At 58.4% G+C, this 26,697-nt stretch carries 27 protein-coding genes; 13 read left to right on the top strand and 14 right to left on the bottom strand.

Features of this window, described 5'->3' with window-relative positions; all coding sequences use genetic code 11:
- The gene (locus tag AC07OV_RS02055; protein WP_495091396.1) at window positions 1-1,710 is read left to right on the top strand and encodes an amidase; all 1,710 of its coding nucleotides are present in this window, start codon (window positions 1-3) and stop codon (window positions 1,708-1,710) included.
- Between the two features lie 213 nt (window positions 1,711-1,923).
- Here the strand turns inward: AC07OV_RS02055 and AC07OV_RS02060 are convergent, their stop codons facing one another.
- From AC07OV_RS02060 to AC07OV_RS02070, 3 genes are read right to left on the bottom strand one after another with little or no spacing between them, the layout of a single operon-like run.
- Complete coding sequence (locus AC07OV_RS02060) at window positions 1,924-2,661, bottom strand: CPBP family intramembrane glutamic endopeptidase (protein ID WP_495091397.1); 738 nt, start codon at window positions 2,659-2,661, stop codon at window positions 1,924-1,926.
- 19 nt (window positions 2,662-2,680) lie between these two features.
- Complete coding sequence (locus AC07OV_RS02065; RefSeq protein WP_494996007.1) at window positions 2,681-3,151, bottom strand: RidA family protein; 471 nt, start codon at window positions 3,149-3,151, stop codon at window positions 2,681-2,683.
- Window positions 3,148-3,366 (bottom strand): DUF6434 domain-containing protein, encoded by a 219-nt coding sequence (locus AC07OV_RS02070; protein WP_176995834.1) that lies wholly within the window; start codon window positions 3,364-3,366, stop codon window positions 3,148-3,150. The genes AC07OV_RS02065 and AC07OV_RS02070 overlap by 4 nt, the downstream gene beginning before the upstream one ends.
- Before the next feature lie 258 nt (window positions 3,367-3,624).
- On the opposite strand from AC07OV_RS02070, the gene AC07OV_RS02075 reads away from it, so the two are divergent.
- On the top strand, window positions 3,625-4,056 hold the full coding sequence (locus AC07OV_RS02075) for a nuclear transport factor 2 family protein (protein WP_176995833.1): 432 nt from the start codon (window positions 3,625-3,627) through the stop codon (window positions 4,054-4,056).
- 28 nt (window positions 4,057-4,084) lie between these two features.
- Here AC07OV_RS02075 and AC07OV_RS02080 read toward each other — a convergent pair whose 3' ends face one another.
- Window positions 4,085-5,410 carry an aminotransferase-like domain-containing protein gene (locus AC07OV_RS02080; protein ID WP_495091398.1) on the bottom strand — a complete coding sequence of 442 codons (1,326 nt, stop codon included), beginning with the start codon at window positions 5,408-5,410 and terminating at the stop codon, window positions 4,085-4,087.
- A gap of 90 nt (window positions 5,411-5,500) precedes the next feature.
- On the opposite strand from AC07OV_RS02080, the gene AC07OV_RS02085 reads away from it, so the two are divergent.
- Window positions 5,501-6,391, top strand: a complete 891-nt coding sequence (locus AC07OV_RS02085) for a DMT family transporter (protein ID WP_495091399.1) — start codon at window positions 5,501-5,503, stop codon at window positions 6,389-6,391.
- Here AC07OV_RS02085 and AC07OV_RS02090 read toward each other — a convergent pair.
- Complete coding sequence (locus AC07OV_RS02090) at window positions 6,388-6,942, bottom strand: YceI family protein (protein WP_176995830.1); 555 nt, start codon at window positions 6,940-6,942, stop codon at window positions 6,388-6,390. The two genes, AC07OV_RS02085 and AC07OV_RS02090, sit on opposite strands and share 4 nt — an antisense overlap.
- Window positions 6,943-7,075: 133 nt before the next feature.
- Here AC07OV_RS02090 and AC07OV_RS02095 point away from each other — a divergent pair, with 133 nt between their 5' ends.
- The gene (locus AC07OV_RS02095) at window positions 7,076-7,570 is read left to right on the top strand and encodes a PaaI family thioesterase (protein ID WP_495091400.1); all 495 of its coding nucleotides are present in this window, start codon (window positions 7,076-7,078) and stop codon (window positions 7,568-7,570) included.
- 44 nt (window positions 7,571-7,614) lie between these two features.
- Entirely contained in the window at window positions 7,615-8,502 is an 888-nt protein-coding gene (gene yghX, locus AC07OV_RS02100) for a YghX family hydrolase (RefSeq protein WP_495091401.1), read from the top strand.
- Window positions 8,503-8,624: 122 nt separating this feature from the next.
- Here the strand turns inward: yghX and AC07OV_RS02105 are convergent, their stop codons facing one another.
- Both AC07OV_RS02105 and AC07OV_RS02110 read right to left on the bottom strand, forming a co-directional pair.
- Window positions 8,625-9,809 (bottom strand): DUF2252 domain-containing protein, encoded by a 1,185-nt coding sequence (locus AC07OV_RS02105; protein ID WP_176995827.1) that lies wholly within the window; start codon window positions 9,807-9,809, stop codon window positions 8,625-8,627.
- A gap of 73 nt (window positions 9,810-9,882) precedes the next feature.
- Window positions 9,883-10,761, bottom strand: a complete 879-nt coding sequence (locus AC07OV_RS02110; RefSeq protein ID WP_495091402.1) for a LysR family transcriptional regulator — start codon at window positions 10,759-10,761, stop codon at window positions 9,883-9,885.
- A gap of 128 nt (window positions 10,762-10,889) precedes the next feature.
- Here AC07OV_RS02110 and ampC point away from each other — a divergent pair, with 128 nt between their 5' ends.
- Window positions 10,890-12,044 carry a class C beta-lactamase gene (gene ampC, locus AC07OV_RS02115; RefSeq protein ID WP_495091403.1) on the top strand — a complete coding sequence of 385 codons (1,155 nt, stop codon included), beginning with the start codon at window positions 10,890-10,892 and terminating at the stop codon, window positions 12,042-12,044.
- A gap of 57 nt (window positions 12,045-12,101) precedes the next feature.
- Here the strand turns inward: ampC and kdpC are convergent, their stop codons facing one another.
- From kdpC to kdpF, 4 genes are all read right to left on the bottom strand, one after another.
- Window positions 12,102-12,647: a potassium-transporting ATPase subunit KdpC gene (kdpC, locus tag AC07OV_RS02120; RefSeq protein WP_495091404.1), complete on the bottom strand. Its 546-nt coding sequence runs from the start codon at window positions 12,645-12,647 to the stop codon at window positions 12,102-12,104.
- A gap of 111 nt (window positions 12,648-12,758) precedes the next feature.
- On the bottom strand, window positions 12,759-14,816 hold the full coding sequence (gene kdpB / locus AC07OV_RS02125) for a potassium-transporting ATPase subunit KdpB (RefSeq protein WP_495091405.1): 2,058 nt from the start codon (window positions 14,814-14,816) through the stop codon (window positions 12,759-12,761).
- 12 nt (window positions 14,817-14,828) lie between these two features.
- The gene (kdpA, locus tag AC07OV_RS02130; protein ID WP_495091406.1) at window positions 14,829-16,523 is read right to left on the bottom strand and encodes a potassium-transporting ATPase subunit KdpA; all 1,695 of its coding nucleotides are present in this window, start codon (window positions 16,521-16,523) and stop codon (window positions 14,829-14,831) included.
- Between the two features lie 9 nt (window positions 16,524-16,532).
- The gene (kdpF, locus tag AC07OV_RS02135) at window positions 16,533-16,622 is read right to left on the bottom strand and encodes a K(+)-transporting ATPase subunit F (RefSeq protein ID WP_003218754.1); all 90 of its coding nucleotides are present in this window, start codon (window positions 16,620-16,622) and stop codon (window positions 16,533-16,535) included.
- 414 nt (window positions 16,623-17,036) lie between these two features.
- Between kdpF and eat the strand changes: the two genes are divergently transcribed.
- Both eat and AC07OV_RS02145 read left to right on the top strand, forming a co-directional pair.
- Window positions 17,037-18,401 (top strand): ethanolamine permease, encoded by a 1,365-nt coding sequence (gene eat, locus AC07OV_RS02140; protein ID WP_495091407.1) that lies wholly within the window; start codon window positions 17,037-17,039, stop codon window positions 18,399-18,401.
- A gap of 110 nt (window positions 18,402-18,511) precedes the next feature.
- Window positions 18,512-18,679, top strand: a complete 168-nt coding sequence (locus AC07OV_RS02145; protein ID WP_003172675.1) for a DUF2897 family protein — start codon at window positions 18,512-18,514, stop codon at window positions 18,677-18,679.
- A 6-nt stretch (window positions 18,680-18,685) separates the two neighbouring features.
- Here the strand turns inward: AC07OV_RS02145 and AC07OV_RS02150 are convergent, their stop codons facing one another.
- Together AC07OV_RS02150 and AC07OV_RS02155 are read right to left on the bottom strand one after the other, a co-directional pair.
- A complete protein-coding gene (locus tag AC07OV_RS02150; protein WP_495091408.1) occupies window positions 18,686-19,534 on the bottom strand; it encodes an urea carboxylase-associated family protein in 849 nt (282 codons plus the stop codon).
- Between the two features lie 15 nt (window positions 19,535-19,549).
- Complete coding sequence (locus AC07OV_RS02155) at window positions 19,550-20,194, bottom strand: GntR family transcriptional regulator (protein WP_494997871.1); 645 nt, start codon at window positions 20,192-20,194, stop codon at window positions 19,550-19,552.
- 132 nt (window positions 20,195-20,326) lie between these two features.
- Between AC07OV_RS02155 and AC07OV_RS02160 the strand changes: the two genes are divergently transcribed.
- On the top strand, window positions 20,327-20,890 hold the full coding sequence (locus AC07OV_RS02160) for a TetR/AcrR family transcriptional regulator (protein WP_494997839.1): 564 nt from the start codon (window positions 20,327-20,329) through the stop codon (window positions 20,888-20,890).
- Window positions 20,891-20,938: 48 nt separating this feature from the next.
- Here the strand turns inward: AC07OV_RS02160 and AC07OV_RS02165 are convergent, their stop codons facing one another.
- Window positions 20,939-21,262, bottom strand: a complete 324-nt coding sequence (locus AC07OV_RS02165; protein ID WP_494997840.1) for a ComEA family DNA-binding protein — start codon at window positions 21,260-21,262, stop codon at window positions 20,939-20,941.
- Window positions 21,263-21,557: 295 nt separating this feature from the next.
- On the opposite strand from AC07OV_RS02165, the gene AC07OV_RS02170 reads away from it, so the two are divergent.
- The 4 genes from AC07OV_RS02170 to AC07OV_RS02185 all read left to right on the top strand — a co-directional run bounded on the left by AC07OV_RS02170 (window position 21,558) and on the right by AC07OV_RS02185 (window position 26,696).
- Window positions 21,558-22,625 carry an ATP-grasp domain-containing protein gene (locus AC07OV_RS02170; RefSeq protein WP_494997841.1) on the top strand — a complete coding sequence of 356 codons (1,068 nt, stop codon included), beginning with the start codon at window positions 21,558-21,560 and terminating at the stop codon, window positions 22,623-22,625.
- Window positions 22,622-23,518 (top strand): NAD-dependent epimerase/dehydratase family protein, encoded by an 897-nt coding sequence (locus AC07OV_RS02175; protein WP_495091409.1) that lies wholly within the window; start codon window positions 22,622-22,624, stop codon window positions 23,516-23,518. The genes AC07OV_RS02170 and AC07OV_RS02175 overlap by 4 nt, the downstream gene beginning before the upstream one ends.
- A complete protein-coding gene (locus tag AC07OV_RS02180; protein WP_494997843.1) occupies window positions 23,515-24,132 on the top strand; it encodes an HAD family hydrolase in 618 nt (205 codons plus the stop codon). Before AC07OV_RS02175 ends, AC07OV_RS02180 begins: the two co-directional genes overlap by 4 nt.
- A gap of 824 nt (window positions 24,133-24,956) precedes the next feature.
- A complete protein-coding gene (locus tag AC07OV_RS02185) occupies window positions 24,957-26,696 on the top strand; it encodes a lysylphosphatidylglycerol synthase transmembrane domain-containing protein (RefSeq protein ID WP_495091410.1) in 1,740 nt (579 codons plus the stop codon).
- Window position 26,697: the final 1 nt, after the last annotated feature.

Below are 26,697 nucleotides of genomic sequence, written 5' to 3' on the forward strand. Positions count from 1 at the left end.
GTGATGCAAGTTACCGAAGTCTCCATTGCCCAATTGCGCGCTGCGCTGGAAACCGGCCAGACCACTGCCGTTGAACTGGTCCAGGCGTACCTGGCGCGGATCGATGCCTACGATGGCCCGCAGACCGCGACCGCACTGAACGCGGTGGTGGTGCGCAACCCCCAGGCCCTGGAAGAAGCCCGGGCCTCCGACGCGCGCCGGGCCAAGGGCGAAACCCTGGGGCCCTTGGATGGCATCCCGTATACCGCCAAAGACAGCTACCTGGTCAAGGGCCTCACAGCCGCTTCGGGCAGCCCGGCATTTGCCAAGCTCACCGCCCATCGTGACGCCTTCACCATCGAACGCCTGCGCGCCGGTGGCGCCATCTGCCTGGGCAAGACCAACATGCCGCCGATGGCCAATGGCGGCATGCAGCGTGGCGTCTATGGCCGCGCCGAAAGCCCGTATAACGCCAACTTCCTCACCGCACCGTTTGCTTCCGGCTCCTCGAATGGTGCCGGCACCGCCACCGCTGCCAGCTTTGCGGCGTTCGGCCTGGCTGAAGAAACCTGGTCGAGCGGTCGCGGCCCGGCCTCCAACAATGGCCTGTGCGCCTACACCCCTTCCCGTGGGGTGATTTCGGTGCGCGGCAACTGGCCGCTGACGCCGACCATGGACGTGGTGGTGCCCTACGCCCGCACCATGGCCGACCTGCTGGAAGTGCTCGACGTGGTGGTTGCCGAAGACCCGGACACCCGTGGCGACCTGTGGCGGCTGCAGCCTTGGGTGCCGATCCCGAGCGTGGCCTCGGTGCGCCCGGCGTCCTATGCTGAATTGGCCGCTGGCAGCGCCGCCCTAGCCGGCAAGCGTTTCGGTGTGCCGCGCATGTACATCAATGCTGACCCTGAGGCTGGCACCAGCGAAAAGCCCGGGATTGGCGGGCCAACCGGGCAAAAGATCAACACCCGTGCCTCTGTGATTACATTGTGGCAAGCCGCACGCCAGGCGCTGGAAGCGGCCGGCGCCGAAGTGATCGAGGTGGATTTCCCACTGGTCTCCAACTGCGAAGGCGACCGCCCTGGCGCGCCAACGGTGTTCACCCGGGGCCTGGTGTCCAAGGAGTTCCTGCACGATGAGCTGTGGGAACTGTCGGCCTGGGCCTTCGATGATTTCCTGCGCGCCAACGGCGACCCGACCTTGAACCGCCTGGCGGATGTGGACGGGCCGAAGATCTTCCCTCACGACCCGGGCACCCTGCCCAACCGTGAAGACGACCTGGCCGCTGGCATGGACGAATACGTACGCATGGCCCAGCGCGGCATCACCCCTTGGAATGAAATCAGCACCGTGCCGGACGGTTTGCGCGGCCTGGAACAAACCCGCCGCCTGGACCTGGAAGACTGGATGGACACCCTGGGGCTGGACGCCGTGCTGTTCCCCACCGTGGCCGACGTGGGCCCGGCGGATGCCGACGTCAACGAAGCCTCCGCCGACATCGCCTGGAGCAACGGCATCTGGGTGGCCAACGGCAACCTCGCGATCCGCCACCTGGGCGTGCCGACCGTGACCGTGCCGATGGGCGTGATGGCGGACATTGGCATGCCGGTGGGCCTGACGTTTGCGGGGCGTGCCTATGATGACTCCACCTTGCTGCGCCTGGCGGCCGCCTATGAAGCCACCGGCAGCAAACGCCAGATCCCACCCCGCACCCCCGCGCTGGCCACGGACTAACACGGCCCCTGTAGGAGCCGGCTTGCCGGCGATGGCGGTCTGTCTGATTCACCGCCATCGCTGGCAAGCCAGCTCCTACAGTTGGATCGGGTTTCACCTCAAGCCACGTGCTGAACACGGTCTCTGTAGGAGCCGGCTTGCCGGCGATAGCGGTCTGTCTGATTCACCGTCATCGCTGGCAAGCCAGCTCCTACAGTTGGATCGGGTTTCGCCTCAAGCCATGTACGGCACGGCGATCAGCAGGATTGCCGTGCCATGGGCCACGGTGGCGGGCAGCACGCCGTAGCGCAGGCGCACCAGCGCGCAGGCCAGGCCTTCAATCAGGGTGAAGGCCAATATCGGCCAGCCCAGTTGGGTCACACTCAACGCCAGGAATGCATGGCAGGCCGCAAAGGCCACGCCGCTGATCAACGCCGCCCGCAGGGGAGAGACCTGCTGTTCCAGATAACCCTGCAAGCACCCGCGAAACAGCACTTCTTCCAATGCATTGGCGCCATAGGCCAGCACCACCATGCCCGGCAACCACACCCAGTAGCCGTGGAAGTCAGCGGCGTCGATCCCCTGGTAAATCCGCAACGGCACGCCAATCAGGCCACCCACCGCGAACCCGACCGCCAGGCCGGCAATCGGGTTGCCAATGGACCAGCGAATCAGCCGCCACAGGTCCGGCGCCGCGAGCGGCAGCAGCAGGATCAACATCACCGACAAACCGCCCAGCGCCGCCAACACAAACGCATTGGCGGTGAACGCGATCTGCACCTCGCTGCCCAACCGCCACATGCCCAGGGGCGTCATTGCGTCGCGCATCAGCACAAACGCCGCGAGCAAAATCAGGATACGCATTGCGGCCAGCGCCCTGGGCGTGAGCGCGAACCACAGGCCAAACAACGCCAGCCCCGGGGCCAGGTGAACGGCGTATCGCACCAGCACCACCATTCCTTCGGTGATCATCCCTTATCAATCCTTCGGGTCAGTCGTGGGCAATGGCGAGCATTTCGATCTCGACGGCGGCCGATTTTGGTAACTGGAACACGCCGACCGAAGTACGCGTATGCACCCCGGCCTCGCCGAGGATTTCATGCAGCAGGTCCGAGGCGCCATTGGCCACTTCACTTTGCTGATCGAAGTCTTCGGCACTGCGCACATACACACCAATGCGTGGTATCGCCTTGACCTGATCGAGCGAACCCAGCGCCTGCTTGAGCAGCCCCAGGCAGCGCAGCGCGCTGATACCGGCGGCCACCTGCGCCTGGGCCAGGGTCAGGCTTTCACCGACCTTGCCCGGCAGCACAATCGTGTCGCCGACACGGGGGATCTGGCCGCTGATGTACAGGTGGTTGCCGTCGCGCACCAACGGCGTGTAATTGCCACCGACCTTGAACGCCTCCAGCAGATAGCCGATACGCTGCTGGGCGGCCTGGTATTTTTCGTCGCGTGTCATGGGCGTGCCTCCGGGTTTCGACGTTGCCATTCTTGCACCACATCGCCCAGAGTCTTGGGCTGGCCGTTGCGAATCCAGGCCATGAATGCCCGGTCGAATTTGAACGCAGGGCCGCAGTGTTCAAGCATGAAGCGGCGAACGTTCTGGGTGTTTTTATAGCGCGGGGTCACGGGGGTGGCGCGGGTGATGGAACCGCTGTGCCAGTCAAAATCCATTCTGTCCCTCGAAGTGGTTTGTTATTTGGGCCATAGCATAGCGATGTGCTACTGGTGCAGGAAGCCGCACGCACTGCACGTCTGAAGATCTCAACGTGTTGGGACGTCGTACAAGATCAAACTTCGCTTAGAACAGCTTATCGCTGAATATTTTCGAGATATTTCAAAATTTCACTTTCCTTCTCGCCGGTAAATATTGCATGGTTGTACGACAACTTAAGCCAGTCGTGTCACCCCCACAACAATAAGGAAACACCCATGCAAAACGTCAAAGTGCTGATCGGTTTTCTGTGCCTGTTCACCGGCTACGTCGCAGCAGCGCCTGCCCCTGCCGAAAAGGATGTGGCCCAAGCGGTCGACCAACTGACCCAAGCCATGCTGCACCTGGACCTCAAGCAACTGCACGCGCTGACTTCCGACAAACTCACCTATGGCCACTCCAGCGGCAAGGTGCAGAACAAGGCGCAATTCATCGCCGACCTGGAAACCCACACCAGCGCCTTCAAGACCCTTGAAATGCAGAACCAGACCATCACCCTGGATGGCGACACCGCCCTGGTGCGCAACCACTTCCATGCCCTGGCGGTGAACAGCGGCGTCGAAGTGCCGACCGACATCGACAACTTCCAGGTCTGGCAGAAACAAAAAGGCAAATGGCTGCTGATCGGCCGTCAGGCTTACAAGTACTGAGGCCCGTGGGTGAGCCGCGCCCGTCGGCTCACCACATCACGACCTTGCGCACCGCCAGCAGTGCCTCGCGCAGCGCCGGCATCGTGACCGAGCCCAACGCCAGGCGCAGCGCATGGGGCACCGTCGCTGACACCGCGAACGGCTCGGCAGTGGACACCGAGATGTTTTCCCGTTGTAGCGCCATGGTGATCTGATCGGCGCGCATGTCTTCCGCCAGCGGTAGCCATAAAAAGTACGACGATGGATGGCTGATGTAATCCACCTCCCTCAACACCTGCGCCGCCAGCGCTTGCCGCGCCTGAGCATCCTGACGCTTTTGGGCTTCCAACTGCGCGACGGTGCCGTCTTCGATCCAACCCACGGCAATCGCACTCATCACCCCCGGCACGTTCCAGGTGGTGGCCATGATGGTGCGTTCCAACCCCTTCACCAGCGCTGAAGGCGCAGCGATAAAACCGACCCGCAAACCGGTGGCAACACTTTTGGAAAACCCACCGATATACACCGTGCGCTCAGGTGCCAGCGTCGCCATCGGCGGCGGCGCATCCTCTGCCAGGAAGGCGTAAGCCGCGTCTTCGATGATCATCAACGCGTGTTCACGGGCAATCGCCGCCAACCGTTCACGCTGCTCCAGGCTCATCACCCAACCCAGCGGGTTGTGCAAAGTCGGGATGCTGTAGACAGCGCGTACCGGGCGCTTGCGACACAGGCTGTGCAGGTGGTCCAGGTCCGGGCCGTTGGGCGTCACCGCGATGGCGACGATTTCCAGGTGCAGGGTTTCGGCCAGCACCTTGAACCCGGAATACGTCAAGGCGTCGACCGCGATCACATCCCCAGGCTTGAGCAACGTCATCATCGCCACTGCCAAGCCATGCTGGGCGCCACTGACCACCAGCACATGCTCGGCCTCCACCGCCAGCCCCCGGCTCAACAAATGGCGCGCCACGGCCGCGCGCTCATGCAGACGGCCGGCATGGGGTTGGTATCGCAACAGGGCTTCCAGGTCACCGGAGAGTGCCAATTGGCGCAACGCCGTGCGCAACAGATCCGCCTGACCCGGCAACGAGGGGTAGTTGAAGTTGAGGTCGAGCATGCCGGTGGCCAGGGTCATCTGCCCACTGCCCTGCCCTGGGGGCAAGGCGATCTCGCGCACGAAGGTTCCGCGCCCGGTTTCACCGCTGACCAGGCCCATGGCCTCCAATTCCGTGTACACCCGGCTGGCGGTGACCAATGCCAGGCCGTGGTCGGCAGCCAATTGGCGATGGGTAGGCAGGCGCGTGCCAGGGGGCATTTCGCCGGAGCGAATGCTCTGGGCAAAGGCGTCGACCAAGGACTTGTAGCGAGCGCGAGGCATGGGCGATGTATCCATGACAATTTTTTGATTGTCTTTATCTTCAATCCTAGGATGAGCGCCACGCAACTTTTCTTTTTCGGGCCTCTTCCCATGGAACGTACTTCACGACTCAGCACCCTGGACACCAGTACCCAGGGTTGGATCAACGGCTTTATCGGCGTGGTGATTTTCAGCGGGTCATTGCCGGCCACGCGCCTGGCGGTGATGGAGTTCGACCCGGTGTTCCTGACCATGATCCGCGCCACACTCGCTGCCGTCTTGGGGTTGCTGCTGTTGAAGGCCTTCAAGGAAAAACGCCCCGCACGCCACCAGTGGGTCCCCCTGGCAGTGGTAGCCCTGGGCGTGGTGATCGGCTTTCCGCTGCTCACTGCCTTGGCACTGCAATACGTGACCTCGGCGCACTCCATCGTGTTTATCGGCCTGCTGCCGTTGGCCACTGCCATTTTCGGCGTGCTGCGCGGTGGCGAGCGCCCGCGCCCGGTGTTCTGGCTGTTTTCGATCCTGGGCAGTGTGCTGGTGATGGGCTACGCCTTGGCTCAGGGCCTGAGCGCGGCACCGGCCGGCGACCTGTTGATGCTGCTGGCGGTGCTGGTGTGCGGCCTGGGTTACGCCGAGGGCGCCAAGCTGTCGCGCAGCCTGGGTGGCTGGCAGGTGATCTGCTGGGCACTGGTGGTGTCGCTGCCGGTGGTGGTGCCGTTCAGCCTGGCGCTGGCGCCGCACAGCCTCACCGGTATCAGCCTGCCGGCCTGGCTCAGCCTGGGTTACGTGTCGTTGTTCAGCATGCTGATCGGCTTTGTGTTCTGGTACCGCGGCCTGGCCCAGGGTGGCATTGCCGCGGTTGGCCAGTTGCAGTTGCTGCAGCCGTTCTTTGGCCTGGCGCTGGCCGCCGGCCTGCTGCATGAACAGGTCAGCCTCGGCATGGTACTGGTGACCGTTGCGGTGATCGGCTGCGTGGCCGGGGCCAAGAAGTTTGCGCGCTAGCGCTGGGGTGCAACCATCTTGAACTTGATGTTGATGGCGTCAGACACCACGCTGTTGCCCGCCCACTCACCCTCGCCGATCTTGAAGTCGCCGCGTTTGAGCACAAACTCACCGTCGAACACGCCGATACCGCTCTGCTCCTTGAGCAGCACATCGATATCCACCGGCTGGGTGATGCCCTTGATCGTCAGGTTGCCGCTGATCTTGAAGCGGTTGTCGCCCAGCGCTTTGACCGCGGTGGACTCGTAGACACCCACCGGGTAGGTCGCGGTGTCGAACCACGAGGCGCGTTGCAACTCGTCATTGGCATCGGGGCTGCCGGCGTCGATGCTGGCCAGCTGGATCTTCAGTAACGCGTGCCCTGCCTCGGGCTTTTGCGTGTCGAACGTCAACGTGCCTTCGAACTGGCTGAAGGTGCCGTACACCCGCTGACCGAACTGCTGGAAGGTGAAGCTGATCTGGCTGGCGGTGCGGTTGACGTCCTGGTACTCCACGGCCTGGGCACTGGACAACCAACCGAAGACAAGAGCCAGCAGGACGACTGGGGCCATTCGACGCATCAGGGAACACTCCGCAAGAGAAAAGGACACACGTGCTGAGCTAACACGCCATGGCACGGATTTATTCCCATCCGGCGTGTGTCCTGCTAAACAGAGTAGTCGCCCAGAACAATAAGGACTTCCCATGCACACCCCCTCCCTGCAGGACACCACCGCGCCCGAGGGCATCTGTTACGGCTGCGGCGGGAGCAACCCGCACGGCCTGCACATCAAGAGCCGTTGGGATGCCGATGGCATCCACGTGATCGCCGAACACCTGCCGCAGGATCAATTCACCGGGTGGCCCGACCTGGTCTACGGCGGCCTGATTGCCATGCTGGTGGACTGCCATTCCAACTGGACCGCCATGGCCTACCACTACCGCGCCGAGGGGCGTGAACCGGGCAGTTTGCCGCGCATCGACTGCGTGACCGGCAACCTGGGCATCAAATTCATCAAGCCGACACCCATGGGCGTTACGCTGACCCTGCGCGCGCGCGTCGAAGGCGATGTAGGGCGCAAGAGCCGCGTGGTCTGCGAGGTGTACGCCGGCGACGTGCTGACGGCCATTGGCGACTCGGTGTTCGTGCGCGTCGACACCGGGCAATTGGCCGCTGCCGCCCATGGCCGCGAGGGTTGAACCTGGTCTACATTGATTGCCACCGCTAATTGAGGATTGCACCGATGACTCGTCTCACCGCGAAAGATTTTGCCCCCCAATTGCTGGAACTCTACGACGGCTACGCCCACGGCAAGATCAACCGCCGTGAATTTCTCGACCGCGCCGCGCTGTTCACCTTTGGCGGCCTCACCGCCTCGGCCCTGCTCGCTGCCCTTAGCCCCAACTACGCCCTGGCCGAACAGGTGAAGTTCACCGACCCGGACATCATCGCCGACTACATCACCTACCCTTCGCCCAAGGGCAATGGCACGGTGCGCGGCTATCTGGTGCGCCCGGCCAAGGCCAGCGGCAAGCTGCCGGCCGTGGTGGTGGTGCATGAGAATCGCGGCCTGAACCCCTATATCGAAGACGTCGCACGGCGCCTGGCCAAGGCCGGGTTCATCGCCCTGGCGCCGGACGGCCTGACCTCGGTGGGCGGCTACCCGGGCAACGATGAAAAAGGCGTGGAGCTGCAACAGAAAGTCGACCCCGAAAAGCTGATGAACGACTTCTTCGCCGCCATCGAATGGCTGATGCACCACGACAGCAGCACCGGAAAGGTCGGCATCACTGGCTTCTGCTATGGCGGCGGCGTGACCAATGCGGCGGCGGTGGCCTACCCGGAACTGGGCGCTGCGGTGTCGTTCTATGGGCGCCAGCCCGAGGCCAAGGACGTGCCGCGCATCAAGGCGCCAATCATGCTGCATTACGGCGAGTTGGATACGCGGATCAATGAAGGTTGGCCGGCGTATGAAAAGGCGTTGAAGGCGGCGGGCACGACGTACGAGGCGTTTATCTACAAGGGGGCCAACCACGGTTTTCATAACGACTCGACGCCGCGTTATGACGAAGCGGCGGCGAACCTGGCGTGGGAAAGAACCCTGGGCTGGTTCCGCAAGTACCTGGCTTGAACTCACAACCTGTAGGAGCCGGCTTGCCGGCGATAGCGGTCATTCAGACATGAATAGGTCGCCTGACACACTGCTATCGCCGGCAAGCCGGCTCCTACAGGGGTTTTTTGGTGTTTTCCGGGTCAATGTTCCAGGGCATACCGCCGGCAATGGTTGAGATACCCCTGCTCGTGGCTGCCCACCAACTGCACCACGCTGGTCCATAACCACGACGGCGCATCCAGCTGTTTGGAGCGGTTTTCCTGCAACACCGCCATCCAGTCCTTGCGCGTGTCACGGTCCATCTGCCGGGCATGGGCAATGCCGACCACACGCGCCAGGTAACCGGCGGCGTGCATGGCATCAATCTCGCTCAGTTCGTCCAGCTCCAGCTTCATGTCCTGAGGCAACAGTTCTCGGATGAAAAAACCGTGGTCCAGAAACCGCGTCGCCACCATCCGTTCACCCAACCCAGGGGACAGTTGGCGGGCGCCCTCCACCACCCGACGACCGTTGTCCCGAGGCATCTTCGCGCGCGGGGCACGGGGTGCCGCGGCGCCGACGGCTTCCTTGATATCGATCAGGCAGTACTCCTGGTCGTCCTTGTCACCCACACCCAGCAACGCGGCGTAACGCAACAGGCCCAGGGAGCTGCAGCCCTTGACCCAATAGGCCGAGTCCAGCAGTTCGACCTTGGCATCCTTGGGGCGCCCCTTGAGAGAGGTGACCAACTGGTGGATCTCGTCCGAAGCACAGACGCTGGCCAGCGCGCTTTTTTCTGCCCGCGACAACGACCAGAAATGCTTGCCCAGCGGAATGGTCGGCCGGGCATTTTCGATGCGTTCACGCGCCAGGTTTTTCCACGTGCGTTCTACCGCACTGCGCATGCCCGCCTTGACCTGGGACGGGCGCGGTGGCACTTCATCAGGCTTGTCTTTAAAGGCCTGCTCGTAGCCCACCATCATTTCTTCAAGCATGCGTGCGGTGGTCACACCGGGCAGGTCCGAGCCGCGTGCCGCCGTGGCCAATGAGAGCGCCAGGCGCACCAGGTCATGGGCCGGGTTACCGATCACGGTCTGGTCAAGGTCGCGGATATGCATGTCGATGCGGCCCTTGGTATCGCCGGTCGGCCCCAGGTTGCCCGCGTGGCAATCGCCGCAGATCCAGATCGCCGGGCCGTGGGGCAAGCGCCGGCCGCGCTGGCTGTGCAGCCATTCGTAGAACTGCACTGTGCTGCCACGCACGTAGGCGTGGGCGGAACGGGCCATTTTCAGGTTACGGAGTTGAGTGAGGTGAGGGATGCGGGCGGAGGGACGCGGACTTTTCATGAATGCACTCAGGTCGGGGTACGGTAGAGGTTAGCCCGGCTTGAATGTTTCATTTTGTTTCACGAATAAAATTTCATGCCTGCCCGATGACTTCCGTCAGCCAGCCCTTGAAGGCCGACATCGCCGGGGTCTCCGCCCGCGATTGCAAGCGTGTCAGCCAATAGCTGCCCGTGGTGATGCCCACGTCGAACGGCTGGCGGATCGCATCGTTTGCCAACTGCCGCGAGAACATCATCGCTGGCGCAAGGGCCACGCCGATCCCTTGCAGCGCGGCTTCCATCATCGCCAAGGAAGAGTCGAACACGATACTGCGCGGCACCAGGGTGTCGGCAGGCAGGCCGGCGGCCTGGAACCATTGGGTCCACTCATCGGCACGGTAGGAGCGCAACAGCGTATGTTTCAACAGATCGGCGGGGGTGTGCAGTTGCTCGGCCAGCTGGGGCACACACAGCACGGTCAACGGGGCTTCGAGCAACTGGCAGGCGTCCGTGCCGTGCCAGGCGCCGGCACCGAAACGGATCGCGTAGTCCAAACCTTCGGCGGCGACGTCGACGCGGTTGTTGTGAGTCGACAAGCGCAGGTCGATAAAGGGGTAGCGCGCCTGGAAATCCCCCAGGCGTGGCAGCAGCCAGCCCACGGTAAAGGTGCCGACCGCGCCCACGGTGAGCACTTCGCGGTAGTGGCCGCCTTCGAACTGGCTGAGGGTCTGGGCGATACGGTCGAAGGACTCACGCACCACCGGCAGCAAGGTCTCGCCTTCGCTGGTCAGCATCAAGCCCCGAGGCAGGCGCTTGAACAGGGTGACATTCAGCTGCGCCTCCAGGCTCTTGACCTGATGGCTGACCGCGGCCTGGGTGACGCACAACTCGATGGCCGCCCGGGTGAAGCTCAAATGCCGGGCGGAGGCCTCGAAGGCGCGCAAGGCGTTGAGGGGAAGATGGGAACGCAGCATGCCTGACCCAAAATTAACTAATGGCTGGGGCGAGATATGATCGTTTGTCCGAAGCCGCCGAACTGCCTACATTTGCCACGCCCGCGCAGGCTATCCATTCAATCGATCACTCTCATGGAAGCGATATCATGCCTCACTCTTTACTGTCTGGAGTGCGTAATTTCACCGCACTGGCACTCTTTATCGGCGCGGGCCAGTGCCTGGCCGCGAGCGACCTGCGCGCCGTGGTGGACGCCAGCGTCAAACCGTTGATGCAACAACAGTCTATTCCGGGCCTCGTCGTCGGCGTGGTACAGGACGGCAAGGCACAATACTTTAACTACGGTGTCGCCTCCAAGGACGCCAGGCAGCCGGTCAGCGAAAACACCCTGTTCGAGATTGGCTCGGTGAGCAAGACCTTCACCGCCACCCTCGCCGGCTATGCCGTGGCCACTGGCAAGCTCGACCTGGCGGCCCCGGCCAGCCAGTACCTGCCCGCCTTGAAGGGCGACACGTTCGACCACATCAGCGTGCTCCAACTCGGCACCTACACCGCCGGCGGCCTGCCCCTGCAGTTTCCGGCAGAGGCCGACAACGCCCAACGCATGATCAGCTACTACCAGCACTGGAAACCCGATTTCGCCCCGGGCACCCATCGCTTGTACTCCAACCCCAGCCTGGGCCTGTTCGGCCACCTGGCCGCGCAAAGCCTCAAGCAGCCGTTCGATCAGTTGATGGAAAAAACCCTGCTTCCCCAACTGGGCCTGAAACACACCTTCATCCAGGTGCCGGCCAGCCAGATGAAGCTGTACGCCCAAGGCTATGGCAACGATGGCAAGCCGGTACGTGTCGGCCCCGGCGCGATGGACAGCGAAGCCTACGGCGTGAAGACCAGCGCTGCTGACTTGCTCAAATACGTGGAAGTGAACATGAACCCCGAGGGCCTGGCCAAGCCGTTGCAGCAAGCCATCGCGGCCACGCACACCGGTTACTACACCGTAGACGGCATGACCCAGGGGCTGGGCTGGGAGATGTACCCCTACCCCATCAAGCTCGACGCGCTGCTCGCGGGTAACTCGACACCCATGGCCCGGGAACCGCACACGGTCAACTGGCTGACCCCGCCACAGGCGCCGCACGCGGATACGCTGGTGAATAAAACCGGCTCCACCAATGGCTTTGGTGCCTACGTGGCCTACGTGCCCAGCAAAGGCCTGGGCGTGGTGATCCTGGCGAACAAGAACTACCCGAATGGGGAGCGGGTTAAGGTGGCCCATGCGATCTTGAGCGCACTCGACCACTAACGTCGAACAACAACCATATGTGGGAGCCGGGCTTGCCCGCGATGGCGCCAGCACTGCTTACAACTTTTCCAGGGCCATGTTCAGCGCCAGCACGTTCACCACCGGAGGCCCGATCAGCGGGCTTTCGATGTGTTCATCCAGCAACCGTTGCAAGGTCGACACCGGTACATTCCGTGCGGCAGCCACTCGCGCCAGTTGATAGGCAATCGCCTGTGGAGGCAAGTGTGGATCAAGACCGCTGCCAGAGGTAGTCAGCGAGGCCAAGGGCACGGGGCCTTGGCCAGGTACCAATTGTTTGTTGGCATCGTCGAAGATACGTGTCGCCAGTGCCGGGTTGCTGGGGCTCAAGTTGCTGGCACTGCTGGAAACGGTGGCGAAAGCACCGGCCGAGGGGCGCGGGTGGAACCAGGTGTCGCCGGTAAAATCCTGGGCGATCAGGCTGGAGCCCACCACCTTGCCGCTGGCGTCGTGCACCAGGCTGCCATTGGCCTGGTCAGGGAAAGCCACTTGAGCGACGCCGGTGACCACCAGCGGGTAGGCGACGCCGGTGATCAGGCTCATGAGCACCAACAGGCTCAGGGCTGGGCGGATGATGTTAGACATTTCAACTTCCTCACATTGGATCTGTAGGAGCCGGCTTGCCGGCGATGGTGGTGGGTCAGTTGCACCGTGTCGGACCGATCGCCGGCAAGCCGGCTCCTACGAGAGTTAGGGTTACGCCAGGTGCAGCGCCGTCAGCAGCATGTCGATGGCCTTGATGCCCACGAACGGCACCAAAATCCCGCCCAGCCCGTAGATCAGCAGGTTGCGACGCAGCAACGCTGCCGCACTCGCCGCTTGCACGCGCACACCGCGCAACGCCAGGGGAATCAGCACCACGATGATCAAGGCGTTAAACACGATGGCCGAGAGAATCGCGCTCTGCGGGCTCTGCAGGTGCATCACGTTGAGCACGCCCAGTTGCGGGTAGATCGAGGCAAACAGCGCCGGCAGGATCGCGAAGTACTTGGCCACGTCGTTGGCGATGGAGAAGGTAGTCAGCGCGCCACGGGTCACCAGCAACTCTTTACCGATCTGCACCACATCCAGCAGCTTGGTCGGGTCGCTGTCGAGGTCGACCATGTTGGCGGCCTCACGAGCGGCCTGGGTGCCGTCGTTCATGGCCATGCCGACGTCAGCCTGGGCCAGCGCCGGGGCGTCGTTGGCGCCGTCGCCGCACATGGCAACCAGGCGGCCGTCGTTCTGCTCATGGCGAATGCGCGCGAGCTTTTTCTCCGGGGTGGCCTCGGCCAGCACGTCATCCACACCGGCTTCAGCGGCAATCGCCGCGGCGGTCAACGGGTTGTCGCCGGTGACCATCACGGTGCGAATCCCCAACTTGCGCAGCTCGGCGAAACGTTCGCGGATACCGGGTTTGACCACGTCTTTGAGGTGGATCGCGCCCAGCAATCTACCATCGGCGCACACCAGCAACGGGGTACCGCCGCTCTGGGCGATCTTGTCGATTTCACGCGACAGCGCAGGTTGCAAGTCACGACGTTGTTGGCCGATGAAAGCGAGCAGCGAATCCACCGCGCCTTTACGGAACACACGGCCCTGGTAATCGACACCGGACAACCGGGTTTCCGCGCTGAACGGCACGGAGGTCAACTGATCCAGGGTCGGTTCGGCCTGAGGGTGCAAGGCACGCAGGTATTCAACGATGGACTTGCCTTCCGCCGTGTCGTCCGCCAACGACGCCAACAGAGCGCCCTCGGCCAGGTCCCGGCCACTCACACCGGGTGCTGCGATCACCGCCGCACAGCGACGGTTGCCGAAGGTGATGGTGCCGGTCTTGTCCAGCAGCAACACGTGCACGTCGCCCGCCGCCTCTACTGCACGACCGGATTTGGCGATCACGTTGAGGCGCACCAGGCGGTCCATACCGGCAATACCGATGGCCGACAGCAAGCCGCCGATGGTGGTAGGAATCAGCGTCACCAGCAGTGCGACCAGGAACACCAACGGCAAGCTGCCATTGGCGAAGTGGGCGAACGGCTGCAGGGTCACCACCACCAGCAGGAAGATCAGCGTCAGGCCGATCAGCAAGATATCCAGCGCGACCTCGTTGGGGGTTTTCTGGCGTTTGGCGCCTTCTACCAGGGCGATCATGCGGTCGAGGGTGGACTCGCCCGGATTGGCGGTGATGCGGATCAGCAGCCAGTCGGATACCAGCCGGGTGTTGCCGGTGACGGCCGAACGGTCGCCCCCGGACTCGCGGATCACCGGCGCGGATTCACCGGTGATCGCCGCTTCGTTGACCGCCGCGATGCCTTCGATAACTTCGCCGTCACCGGGGATCATTTCCCCGGCGGCGACGCGCACCACGTCACCTTTGCGCAGGCTGGTGGCCGGCACCACCTTGAAGCTGCCATCGGCTTCCTTGCGCCGTGCGCTCAGGCCTTCACTGCCGGCCTTGAGGCTGTCGGCGCGGGCCTTGCCGCGACCTTCGGCCAGGGCTTCGGCGAAGTTGGCAAACAGCACGGTGAACCACAGCCACACGGCGATTTGCACCGCGACGTAAGTCGGCACTGCCGTGTCGGGCACAAAACACAACACGGTGGTGAGGATGGCAGTCAGTTCGACCACCAGCATCACAGGCGAGCGTTGCAACTGGCGCGGGTCCAGCTTGACGAACGCCTGGCCCAGCGCCGGGCGCCACAGGGCGGAGATTGCAGTCTTGGCTGACTCCTGTGTGGTCACAGGGGCAGCATTTTTTGCAGGCATATTCATTTTCATATCCCCTTAGAAGCCCATGCTCAAGTGTTCAGCAATAGGCCCCAACGCCAGCGTCGGCAGGAAGGTCAGGCCGCCCACCAGCAAGATGGTCACGGTCAACAGGGTCACGAACAGCGGGCCATGGGTCGGGAAGCTGTTCTGGCCGATCGGTGCGGTTTTCTTCATCGCCAGGCTGCCGGCCAGGGCCAGTACCGGGAGGATGTAGCCGAAGCGACCGAGCAACATGCTCAGGCTCAACATCAGGTTGTGGAACGTGGTGTTGGCGCTGAAGCCGCCGAATGCCGAACCGTTGTTGGCACTGGCCGATGTGTAGGCGTACAGCAACTGGCTGAAACCATGGGGGCCAGGGTTGCTGATGGCACCGGCCGGGCCAGGCAGGCTGGCAGCAATCGCGCCCAATACCAGAGTGCCAATTGGCATCACCAGCAAGGTCACCACCAGCAACTGCACTTCCTTGGCCTGGAGTTTTTTGCCCAGGTATTCCGGAGTACGTCCGATCATCAGGCCGGCGAGGAACACGGCGATCAGCACGTTGAGCAACATGCCGTACATTCCGGCGCCGACGCCGCCGAAGATCACTTCGCCGACCATCATGTTGACCAGCGACACCATGCCGGTGAGCGGGTTGACGCTGTCCTGCATGCCGTTGACCGAGCCGTTGGACGCCGCAGTGGTGGCCACCGACCACAACACAGTGCCAGTGGTGCCGAAGCGTGCCTCTTTACCTTCCAGCGGAGCGGTCTGTTCGACAGCCGGGTTGCTCAGCGCCGGGTTGGGCTGGTATTCGGCCCACAGCGAGGTCGCGCCGCCGATGATGAACAACGCCAGCATACAGCCGAGAATGGCGCGGCTCTGGCGCAGGTCTTTCACGTAATGGCCGAAGGTGAACACCAGCGCCACCGGGATCAGGATGATCGCCGCCATTTCGAACAGGTTGGCCCACGCCGTCGGATCCTCAAAAGGGTGCGCCGAGTTGACACCGAAGAAGCCGCCACCGTTGGTGCCCAGTTGCTTGATCGCAATCTGGCTGGCCGCTGGGCCCAGTGGAATCACCTGGTCCACGCCCTGCATCGTCACGGCATTCACATAATGGGCGAAGGTTTGCGGCACGCCCTGCCACACCAGGAACAGCGCCAGCACCAGGCACAGTGGCAGCAGGCCGTAGAGGGTAGCGCGGGTCATGTCGACCCAGAAGTTGCCGAGTGTCTTGGTGGACTTGCGACCAATCCCACGGCACAACGCGACCAGCACGGCGAGCCCCGTGGCAGCGCTGACGAAGTTCTGCACGGTCAGGCCAACCATCTGGCTGAGGTAGCTCAGGGAAGCCTCACCGCTGTAGGACTGCCAGTTGGTGTTGGTCATGAAACTGATCGCAGTGTTGAAGGCTAGCGTCCATTCCTGGCCGGGCAATTTCTGCGGGTTTAGTGGGAGATAGTCCTGGAACAGCAGGATCGCGAACAACAGCACAAAGCCTGCGAGGTTAAATGCCAGCAAGGCCAGCGTGTATTTTTGCCAGCTTTGTTCTTGATGCTCATCCACGCCCGACAGGCGATAACAGGCGCGTTCCACCGGGCCAAGCACCGGCGTGAGCCAGGTACGCTGGCCTTCCATCACGTTGTAGTAGAACCGCCCCAGGAACGGCGCGGGCACCAGCACCACGGCGAAGAAGGCAATGATCAGCCAATAGTCATAACTGTGCATGGCCAGCTCCTAGTTCCGATCCGCGCGTAACAGCGCAACCAGCAGATAAATGAACAGCGCCACGGCCAATAGCAGTGACACCCCGTCCAGAACGCTCATGGAAGTCTCTCCGTTTAGCGGCGAGTGCCGCGTGTGGGGCAATTGTCGGCAGGAGTGGCGTAAAGGAACGAGAGCGAGGGTATGGGTGGGGCGTAAAGACGGCGTAAAGAGTGGGTTTATGCGGGGTTTACAGGGGGATTTGTGGTGAATTTGAGGCCCTCATCGCGGGCAAGCCCGGCTCCCACATTGGACCGTGCATATCCTGCTCAAACGCTGTCCAGTGTGGGAGTCGGGCTTGCCCGCGATGGCGTCAGTTGAGCCAACACTGCACTCACGTGGTGCATTGACGGGAAATTTCAAACGCCAAACCGTCCCCGTGGCGACAGTTGCGCCGCTTTACGACAATGATTCTCAGGCTGGCATGCCCACTGCAACACCCTGAATCATTCCAACCGGTTCAGGGAGAGCAACACGATGAACACACAACTCAAACCCACTTTAGGCACCCTGCATTTGTGGGGCATTGCGGTCGGGCTGGTGATTTCCGGCGAATACTTCGGCTGGAGCTATGGCTGGGGTGTGGCGGGTACGCTGGGCTTCCTGGTGACCTCGCTGATGGTCGCGGCCATGTACACCTGCTTTATCTTCAGCTTCACCGAGCTGACCACCGCCATTCCTCACGCCGGCGGGCCGTTTGCCTACAGCCGTCGCGCCTTTGGCGAAAAAGGGGGCCTGATCGCCGGCCTCGCCACCTTGATCGAATTTGTCTTCGCCCCGCCCGCCATTGCCTTGGCCATCGGCGCCTACCTGAATGTGCAGTTTCCGGCACTGGATCCGAAACACGCGGCCGTGGGTGCCTACATCGTGTTCATGAGCTTGAACATCCTCGGGGTGAAGCTCGCAGCAACGTTTGAGCTGGTGGTGTGCGTATTGGCCGTCGCAGAACTGCTGGTGTTCATGGGCGTGGTGGCCCCGGCCTTCAGTTTCAGCCACTTTGCGCTGAATGGCTGGGCGGGCTCTGACACCTTCGGCGCACCGGCGATTGCCGGGATGTTTGCGGCGATTCCGTTTGCGATCTGGTTTTTCCTGGCCATCGAAGGCGCGGCCATGGCGGCCGAGGAAGCCAAAGATCCAAAGCGCACCATTCCAAAAGCCTATATCAGCGGCATCCTGACCCTGGTGCTCTTGGCCATGGGTGTAATGTTCTTCGCCGGTGGCGTTGGCGACTGGCGCACCCTGTCGAACATCAACGACCCATTGCCTCAAGCGATGAAAACCGTGGTGGGCGACAGCTCCGGCTGGTTGCATATGCTCGTATGGATCGGTCTGTTTGGCCTGGTGGCGAGTTTCCACGGCATCATCCTGGGCTACTCGCGCCAGTTCTTCGCCCTGGCTCGCGCCGGCTACTTACCACCGTTCCTGGCCAAACTGTCGCGTTTTCAGACACCGCACCGGGCAATCATCGCCGGTGGCGTAGTCGGTATTGCCGCCATCTACAGCGACGGCCTGATCAACCTGGGCGGCATGACGTTGACCGCGGCGATGATCACCATGGCGGTGTTCGGGGCCATCGTGATGTACATCATGAGCATGCTCAGCCTGTTCAAACTGCGTAAGACGGAGCCATTGCTGGAGCGCACCTTCCGGGCGCCGGGTTATCCGATCGTGCCGGGCATTGCGCTGGTGCTGGCGATGGTCTGCCTGGTGGCGATGGCCTGGTTCAACGCGCTGATCGGGTTGATCTTCCTGGGCTTCATGCTGGCAGGGTTCATCTACTTCCAAATGACTGCGCAAGACCGCGCCGACGCACCGGCCGATGCAATGTTGACCGGGCTCTGAGTTAAGGAGGCGGAACAGGCCTACAATGAACTACTCAGAAAGCCTGTTGCTCAAAGCAGTTATTACCGTGGGAAAATTCTCCCACGGTGATCCGCCTCAAGGAGAGCCTTATGCCGTGGTATGCGTGGTTGATTATGGTGGTCGCGATCGGTTCGATCGTCGGTGGTTTGATGATGCTGCGTGACAGTGCCAACAAGGTGGAACTCACCGACGAACAACGCAAGCGCGTGGCCGAGCGCAACGCCCAGGCGGACGCCAAGGATGCGCAGGACCGCTGAGCCGGTTCACTCCCAAGCCGCTTTAGCAATATGCAAACCGTGCTGCCCTTTATAGGCAGCACGTTCTGGCTGGCTCCAGCCGCTAAGCAACTCGTCCTCCAACCTGTAGATCTCAACCCCCAAAGGACGGCACACCGTCAGCGGGTCCTGCGCTTCAGGCCCCCACATCGGCAGCGATAAATCACCGCCCGGGCACGTGGACAACGCACACAGCAGATCAATCTCGGCAAAAAACTCCAGGTAGTCGCCCTTCTGCGCCGGACACGCCTTCATGAAGTACATATCGTCATGATTAAGGCCGGTGCATTGGAAAATGTTCAGTACGTCATGCACGTCAAATTCCGTCAGGCCGTGGGGCAATACCGCACGCGTCAGGTTGGAGTGGCAGTGGTGATGGAAGTCTTCGCCAGTGAGCATGCGGTTCACATACGGATCGCAGCGGGTACCCAGCAGGTCGTGGAGCCGCCCGCCATGCTCGTCGATGCCATAGCCGGCCAGGCTGTCGTCGGTGATCGTCACCAGCGGACGCAGAAACGGCAGGTTCGACCACAAGCGGTCATGGGTACTCACATGAGCGCCCTGCAACTGGCGCGTGCGTGCCGCCCACAGGCGTTCGCGGGGGTCATTGGCGTTCCACACGTTGAAGTCGCCAACCTGAGGCCCCACCGGTGTGGTGACACGAAACACATGCCCGGCCGGCACCTTCCATGCCCTGCCCGTGCGAATCGGCACTTCGAACTGCTCGATCAACGTACGTTGCTGCTTTTGGTCACGAATGCGCTCGTAAAATGCTGTATCGACCTGCAGCGCTGAACCCTTACTGACCTGATAAGCGGCCGGATAGTCTTTGTACATGATGCAGATCCTCGATCAAGGGTGGCTAAACAAGGCCAGGGACAGATGTTCCGAATCATCCAGGTACAGGCTCAAAGCCTCCCCTGCCGCCGTTTGATCCTGCTGGACCAATAACGTGTAAATCTCGCGATCGCGCTCCAACCATGGCAACTGGAAACGCTGCTCGTCGGGGGCTGCGCAAAATACCAACCGCAACTGGGCGATGACCTGGGAAAAAAACTCATCGAACAAAGGGCTGCGCATCAAGCCGACAATCTGCTGGTGGAACATCAGGCTGTGAGTGGCAACCGCACGCCAGTCCTCACGCTCGCGGGCCAATGTGGTAGCGTCGATGGCGTTCTGCATACGCTCGGATTGATCCTCTGACAGCGGGCCGCTCTGGGCAATGGCCTGCAACTCCAGGGTGCGACGCACTACAAACAGATCGCGCACCTCCTCTCGCTCCAGCCGTCGGACCATGACCCCTTTATTACGCACATAACGGGTCAGCCCTTCCTGGCCTAGTCGATGCAAGGCTTCGCGAATCGTATTGCGCGATGCGTTATAGGCCTTCACCAGTTCAACCTCAACCAACGGCATGCCCGGAAAAAGCCGCCCGCCGATGATGTCAGCGCGCAACTCAAGAGCAATCTGGTCGGCTAAAGACAAGCTGAGCGCCATGCCTATCTCACGGTTGTTGAACAATCTTCTGCATAGAGGTAATCACTTTCCATGCCAACGTCCCCGATAGAGGACATACGTGTAAATCGATACAAGTTAGTTAGAATGCCAGCCTGTAACCGAGGCAGCCCTATGCGTTATTCACCTGACCACAAAGCCCAGACCCACCAACGCATCATTAAAGAAGCTTCTGTACGCTTTCGCCGCGACGGGATCGGGGCCACGGGCCTGCAACCCCTGATGAAAGCGCTGAACCTGACCCACGGCGGCTTCTACGCACACTTCAAGTCCAAGGACGAGCTGGTGGAAGAGGCCCTACAAGTCGCAGCGGCAGAACTGGACGCGCACTGCGAGATGTTGTTCAGCCAGGACAAACCGGTACAGGCCTTCATCGACAGCTATCTCTCCGAATGGCACGTCACCAGCCCACACCAGGGCTGCCCACTACCGACCATGTGCTCGGAACTGGGCCAGCGCGGCGACCCCAGCGCCACAAGCGATGCTGTCATCGAAGCACGCTTGAAACAACTGGAAAAAGCCCTGGGCGAAGGCCCCGACGCCAAAGACCTGAGCATCGTCATGCTGGCCACCCTAGTGGGGGCACTTGTATTGTCGCGCAGCGCCGAAGACCAGGCGCTGGCACGGAAAATACTGGAAGTAACGCGAGCGCGTTTGAAGGGCCAGGTAGAGGACTAGATCTCATACAAGGGCCGTAACCCGGCCCTTGCAGGCTCCTACTGCAGGTTAATTGACGGTAAGCTTGTCGCGGTTTTTATCCAGCAACGACTTGCCGATTCCCTTCACCTCCAGTAGCTCATCCACCGAGGTGAAGGGGCCATTGGCCTCACGGTGAGCGACAATGGCCTTGGCCTTGGCTTCGCCGATACCGGTGAGTTGGGTGGTTAGGGTTGGGGCGTCGGCGGTGTTTAGATTAAGCTTGGTTGATATGCCTGAGCTAGTCGCCACCCTCTCGGGCTTGGAGGGATGAACCTCAGCGGCTGCTACAACAACCCCGCTCATGCCCAGCACACAAAACATCGCAAACGGCAGAATGAAACGTTGAATCATGGCAAAACTCCTTGGTGTACAAAAAATGAACAGCTGCTCCTGAGCTGCTTTTTAACCGTAGATGATGAGCTCAACGCGTCAAAATCAATTAGATTACAAGGTATTTTGATGCTGCCAACACTGGCCACATAAACATACTCAGCCAAACGTCAATACCCACAAGCACGCGATAGCCGATCGCCCGCCTTTTTAAAAATTAAAAGGCAGTCGACTCAAGATTTTCAACTGAAGAATACACATTAAATTCAAACCAGGGCACAAAGACGACAGGCCCTAGAGAACAAAGGAGTTCACAATGTCAAAAATATTGATAGCAGGTGCTGGCGGAGCGCCCTCGGAAGGTGTGATCAAATCCCTGCAACAGGATGACAAAAAAGAAACAATTATTGGAATGGGATCAGAACCCTCTGACCTAGTGTTATCCAACGCCAGTAAAAAACTATATATCCCCTACGCCAATACACCTGAATACAAAAATGCGCTGCTTAACATTTTAAATCAGGAAAAACCCGACTTGGTACATTTCCAGAATGACCTGGAAATTTATCATGCATCCCTGATGAGAGATGAGATTCTGGCCACAGGCACACGCTTGTTTATGCCGGACCACGAGGTTATTGATACCTGCGTCCATAAATACAAGTCCTATCTTGCGTTCAAAGCTGCAGGAGTTCCTGTACCAAGCAACAAGATGATCAATAACGTCTCTGACTTAGAGGAAGCATTCAGCACACTGGCTGGAGACGATGGAAAAATATGGTTACGGGCCTCATCCATCGGCGGTGGCGGAAAAGGCGCAATTCCAACCAATGACTTCATGCTCGCCAAATCGTGGATAGACCACTATAACGGCTGGGGCGATTTCGTTGCTGCGCAAATGCTGACACCCAGCACAATCACTTGGCTGTCTATCTGGCACGAAGGAGAGCTTGTAGTAGCCCAGTCACGTGAGCGCAGAGCCTGGACACACGGAAACAGAAGCATTTCCGGGGTGACTGGCGTGACGAAAGTCGGTGTAACCTGTGAAAACAACGAAGCCACAGAAATCGCTATACAGTCAGTTAAAGCCGTATCGAAAAAGCCCCATGGAATATTTGGCGTAGATATGGCCTACGACAAATCTGGCACACCAAACCCTACGGAAATAAATATTTCCAGATTTTTTACGACAGTACAGTTTTTCACAGAAGCCGGACTGAACATGCCAAAAATATTCAAGGACATTGCACTGTATAATGAGTTCCCAACCCTCAATAAAATCATCAACCCTCTGCCAAATGAATTGATGTGGTTGAGAGGCATGGACACCCCGCCAAAACTGACAACGGCCAGTGAAATTGATAATGGGATTATATTCCCATGAAACTGCTGATTACGGGAGCATCAGGGTTCATCGGCAAGAACCTAATGAAAGCAGCTATAAAAAAATGGGGGGCCGGAAACGTTATTGCGCTGACTGCAACACCCAACCTCAATGAGACAAGCATTACATTTAAAAATCATCAGCAGGACCTTGGCCTAACCAACGCCGAAATCGAGCGTATCCAAGACGTTGACGTCATTATTCACGCGGGCGCCTACACGCCCAAGTCAGCAGCGACTGCAAATGCTATTAATGAATGCAACAGCAACGTAGTGTTTACCAACAACCTGCTATCGATAGATTTCAAAAAACTGAGCAAAATAATTTTTACAAGCACACTGGACGTTTACGAAAATACGACACCAATATCAGAAAGCTCGGCAACTGGCCCAAGTACGCTTTATGGCTGGTCAAAACTTTATTGCGAACAGATCATAGCAAACTACGCCAAGCAAAAGTCCATAAACAGTCACACACTCAGAATCGGTCATGTGTACGGCCCAGGAGAGGACCAGTATCAAAAGTTCTTGCCAAAGACTATTGGCAGAATATTAGCTGGCGAAGAAGTAGAACTCTATGGCGACGGATCAGAACTACGAAGCTTCATCTATATTGATGATGTTGTTTCAGCAATACTAGCCAGCGTCGAGCTTACCGAGCGCGTTGATATAATAAACATTGTGGGAGGGCATGCCGTTTCAATAAAAAACCTGCTAGATCAACTGATATCGATCAGCGGCCGAGACGTGCAAGTGACGCAAAAACCATCCAGCGCCACCACAAGAGATTTTATTTTCGATACGACGCTTATAAAAAAATACCTACTGAATACAGAAACAGATTTTGAACTAGGGTTGAAGTCAGAAATCGAGTATTTCGAGGGGATCAAATGAAGATTTTTTTTGATCTTGACGGAACCCTAATAGACTCAAAATACCGGCTCTACAATCTATTCCAAGCGCTAGCCAGTTCATCTCAGCTGACCTTTGATGAATACTGGAGTTTGAAGCACGCACGCTTTAGCAACCAAGACATCCTTGCAAAAAAGCTGATGTATACACATACAAATATAGAAATCTTTACAGACAAATGGATGAGCCTTATAGAGACGCCAGATTATCTTGCACTAGACACACCATTCCCCAACATAGAGCGCACACTAAAAACACTTTCAACGCAAGCAGACCTCTATGTCTGTACCGCACGTCAGTTTGAGAGAGAAGCCTTGATTCAACTGGAGGAGCTAAAGCTGCTGCAGTATTTTAGAAAAGCCATAGTGACTGGACAGTATGACTCGAAAGAGTCTCTGATCAGTAAGCAAGTATCAAATATAGCTGTTTCCGACTGGATGGTCGGCGACACCGGAAAAGACGTAAATACAGGACACTCGCTCGGCATCAATACCTGCGCAGTTCTGAGTGGTTTTATGTCCAGACAAGCACTAGAGCAATATTCACCCACAACGATTCTGAATTTCGCGTCGGAGTTTACGCTTCCTAATCCCTAGCGACACCAACAAGAGGCTGATAGTAAGTTCAGATGGTCACCCAGCGTCCAAGTCAATCCCAAATAATCCAATATTGAGGTTGTGATAAAGCCCCACGACCAAGGGGCTTTCTTTGGGAAGAGCACAAATAGAGAGGCAGGTGCCAGCGCAAATCCGAGAGCATTGACCTGTTCAATAAGGAAAACTGCGATCGTCTGGAAAATGCCTATTTTTTGACGAGGAGCAGCTTCAGAGCGCACAAGGGATATTGAAAACATAGGTACAAGATATGACCCTCCCTACTCACGCAGTGGCCATCATAATAAATTGGTAAATCGCGCTCTAGCGAGAATTATTACACTATTTTTTACAATAAAACGGTAAATGATCAAACAGTCAACTCACACCGCGCAACCGCACTGTTTCGAACCTCATGGATGAGAGGCTGGCGCTGTATATACTCTTGAGCAGACAATTTGACGCCAGGAGTTTTATCCAAAAATAACAACCTAAAAAGTCAAATTGATAGCTAGCAACGTTCAAGATATACCCCTCTCTGCCACCCTCTTAGTTTGTATAGCTTAGTCAAACAACGATTGATTACAGCCCCTACCGTCCAAAGCAAGCTTATAAAAAGAAACAACCACAAAACATCATCATTGAGTGGCGCAAACAAATACCAAACAAATAATTAGACACGCATTGCGCTGTAGGAATATAACTATATTGATGTGGGAATATTCTTGCACCGGGAATCGTATGATTTTATTACTAAAAAACGCGCTACCATACGTTCAACTGTTCAAGCCTATTATTCCTCGACGTCATGACGGCAGCTCATAGCAATGAAAAAAACCTTAAACAATCACCAGCTGCTTAAAGCTTTAATATCCCTAATATTGCTTGGAGCACTTGCCTACCACGCGTCGCTTTGGGAATTAATTGAAAGCCTCAAAAGATTCCCGCTAGAGATAGTAGTGCTAAATATTATGTTGATTGGTGCCAGCATCGTCATGGTTACCTTCCGTTATTGGAGAATTCTCAATCACTTCGGTCACATCCTTTCCTGGCGAGTCGTCTACAGGGCCTGCGCTGCGGCAAATCTAGCATCATTGGTGATCATTCCACTGCTGGGACAATTGATTGGTAGACAAGCTCTACTCCGCCGCGCGGGTGTAACCAGCATTGAAAATGCGTTAATCGCCATTTATGAACGTTTGGCCGTTGGAGGCGTAAGCGCGATATTTGCCCTTATCGGTAGTGCCTACTTGATAGAATCGAAAGTGCAGCGCTACATTGAGCAAATTCCATACATTGAAATATTCTGCATCATTACAACAGGTATTCTGTTAAAACTTATATCAAGCACTAGCAAACTGGAGCGAGAGCTGATCAGCAAAACATTGGAGTTAAAAAATCTAATAAAGCTACTGGAAATATTAACCATCACAATACTAACATTATCATTAACAATATTGAGCTTTACCCTAATATTTTACATTGCCGCACCCAACACTGAATTGACTTCGCTGCTGTCCGCAGCGGCTATCACGTCCTTCGTTGCAAGCTTACCCATCAGCTTTGCCGGATGGGGGCCACGTGAGTTGGCAGCCATCTATACACTCGGACTATTTGGAGTGCCCTCAAAGGAAGCACTGAGTGCATCAATACTATGCGGCGTGCTATCGATAATTAGCGTGCTTCTATTAAGTCCGTGGGGCCTGACGAGGGAACGTTACAACCACAAGAACGACTCGTCTCCCACAACAACACAAAAGGCTACTCAGGGGATATCTATGCCAAACACTGCGGCATGGATATTTGCAATGGCGATTGCACTACTTATATTTTTTCAACTACACATAACGCTAGCAAACACATCAGTCAACATTAATCTTTCCGATCTTTTTGCCGTCATGGCATTAACAGCCACAGTCTTATACTGCATTAGCGAAAGAAAACTTCCAAGATGGCACGTGCAAAAAGTCAACTTATACCTGTGCCTTATCACATCAGCAATGCTAGTAAGTTTCTTGATTGGCTGGAGCGCATTCGGCATTAGCAGTTGGGCAGTAACCAAGCTGGCAGGTTGGTTTGTATTGCTCGGCTTTATGAGCGCAGGATACTTGTGCGTATCAAACTTAGGAATTAAAGCATTCCGCCACATTATAGAACACATGGTAGCGATTGCTTGTGCGATTATTGTACTGCAACTGACCCTCAGGGCAATGCACTTCAGCGGCTTGATACAATGGGAAAGCTTTTCGAGCGAACTGCAGGGTTATTCAGGCAATCGTAACGCCTTGGCGTTTCAACTGATCGCGTTAATTTCAGTATTCTCGTCCCACCTATCTATTTACAGGAAGGCTGGCAGAAACGGCCATGGCATCAACATTCCGATAATTGCGCTGAGCATCATGATAGTAGGTGTTCTATTCACAGCCTCGAGATCAGGAATACTGACCCTCGCCACTATATTAATTAGCGCTTGCATACTCAAGAGCATGTCCTGGAGAGAGCTCGTTAACTCGACACTGCTAGCACTGCTACTCTGCACGTTGTTGCTTACAGCAAGTACTCGGTAGG

This window comes from Pseudomonas sp. GW821-FHT09A09, assembly GCF_059418405.1.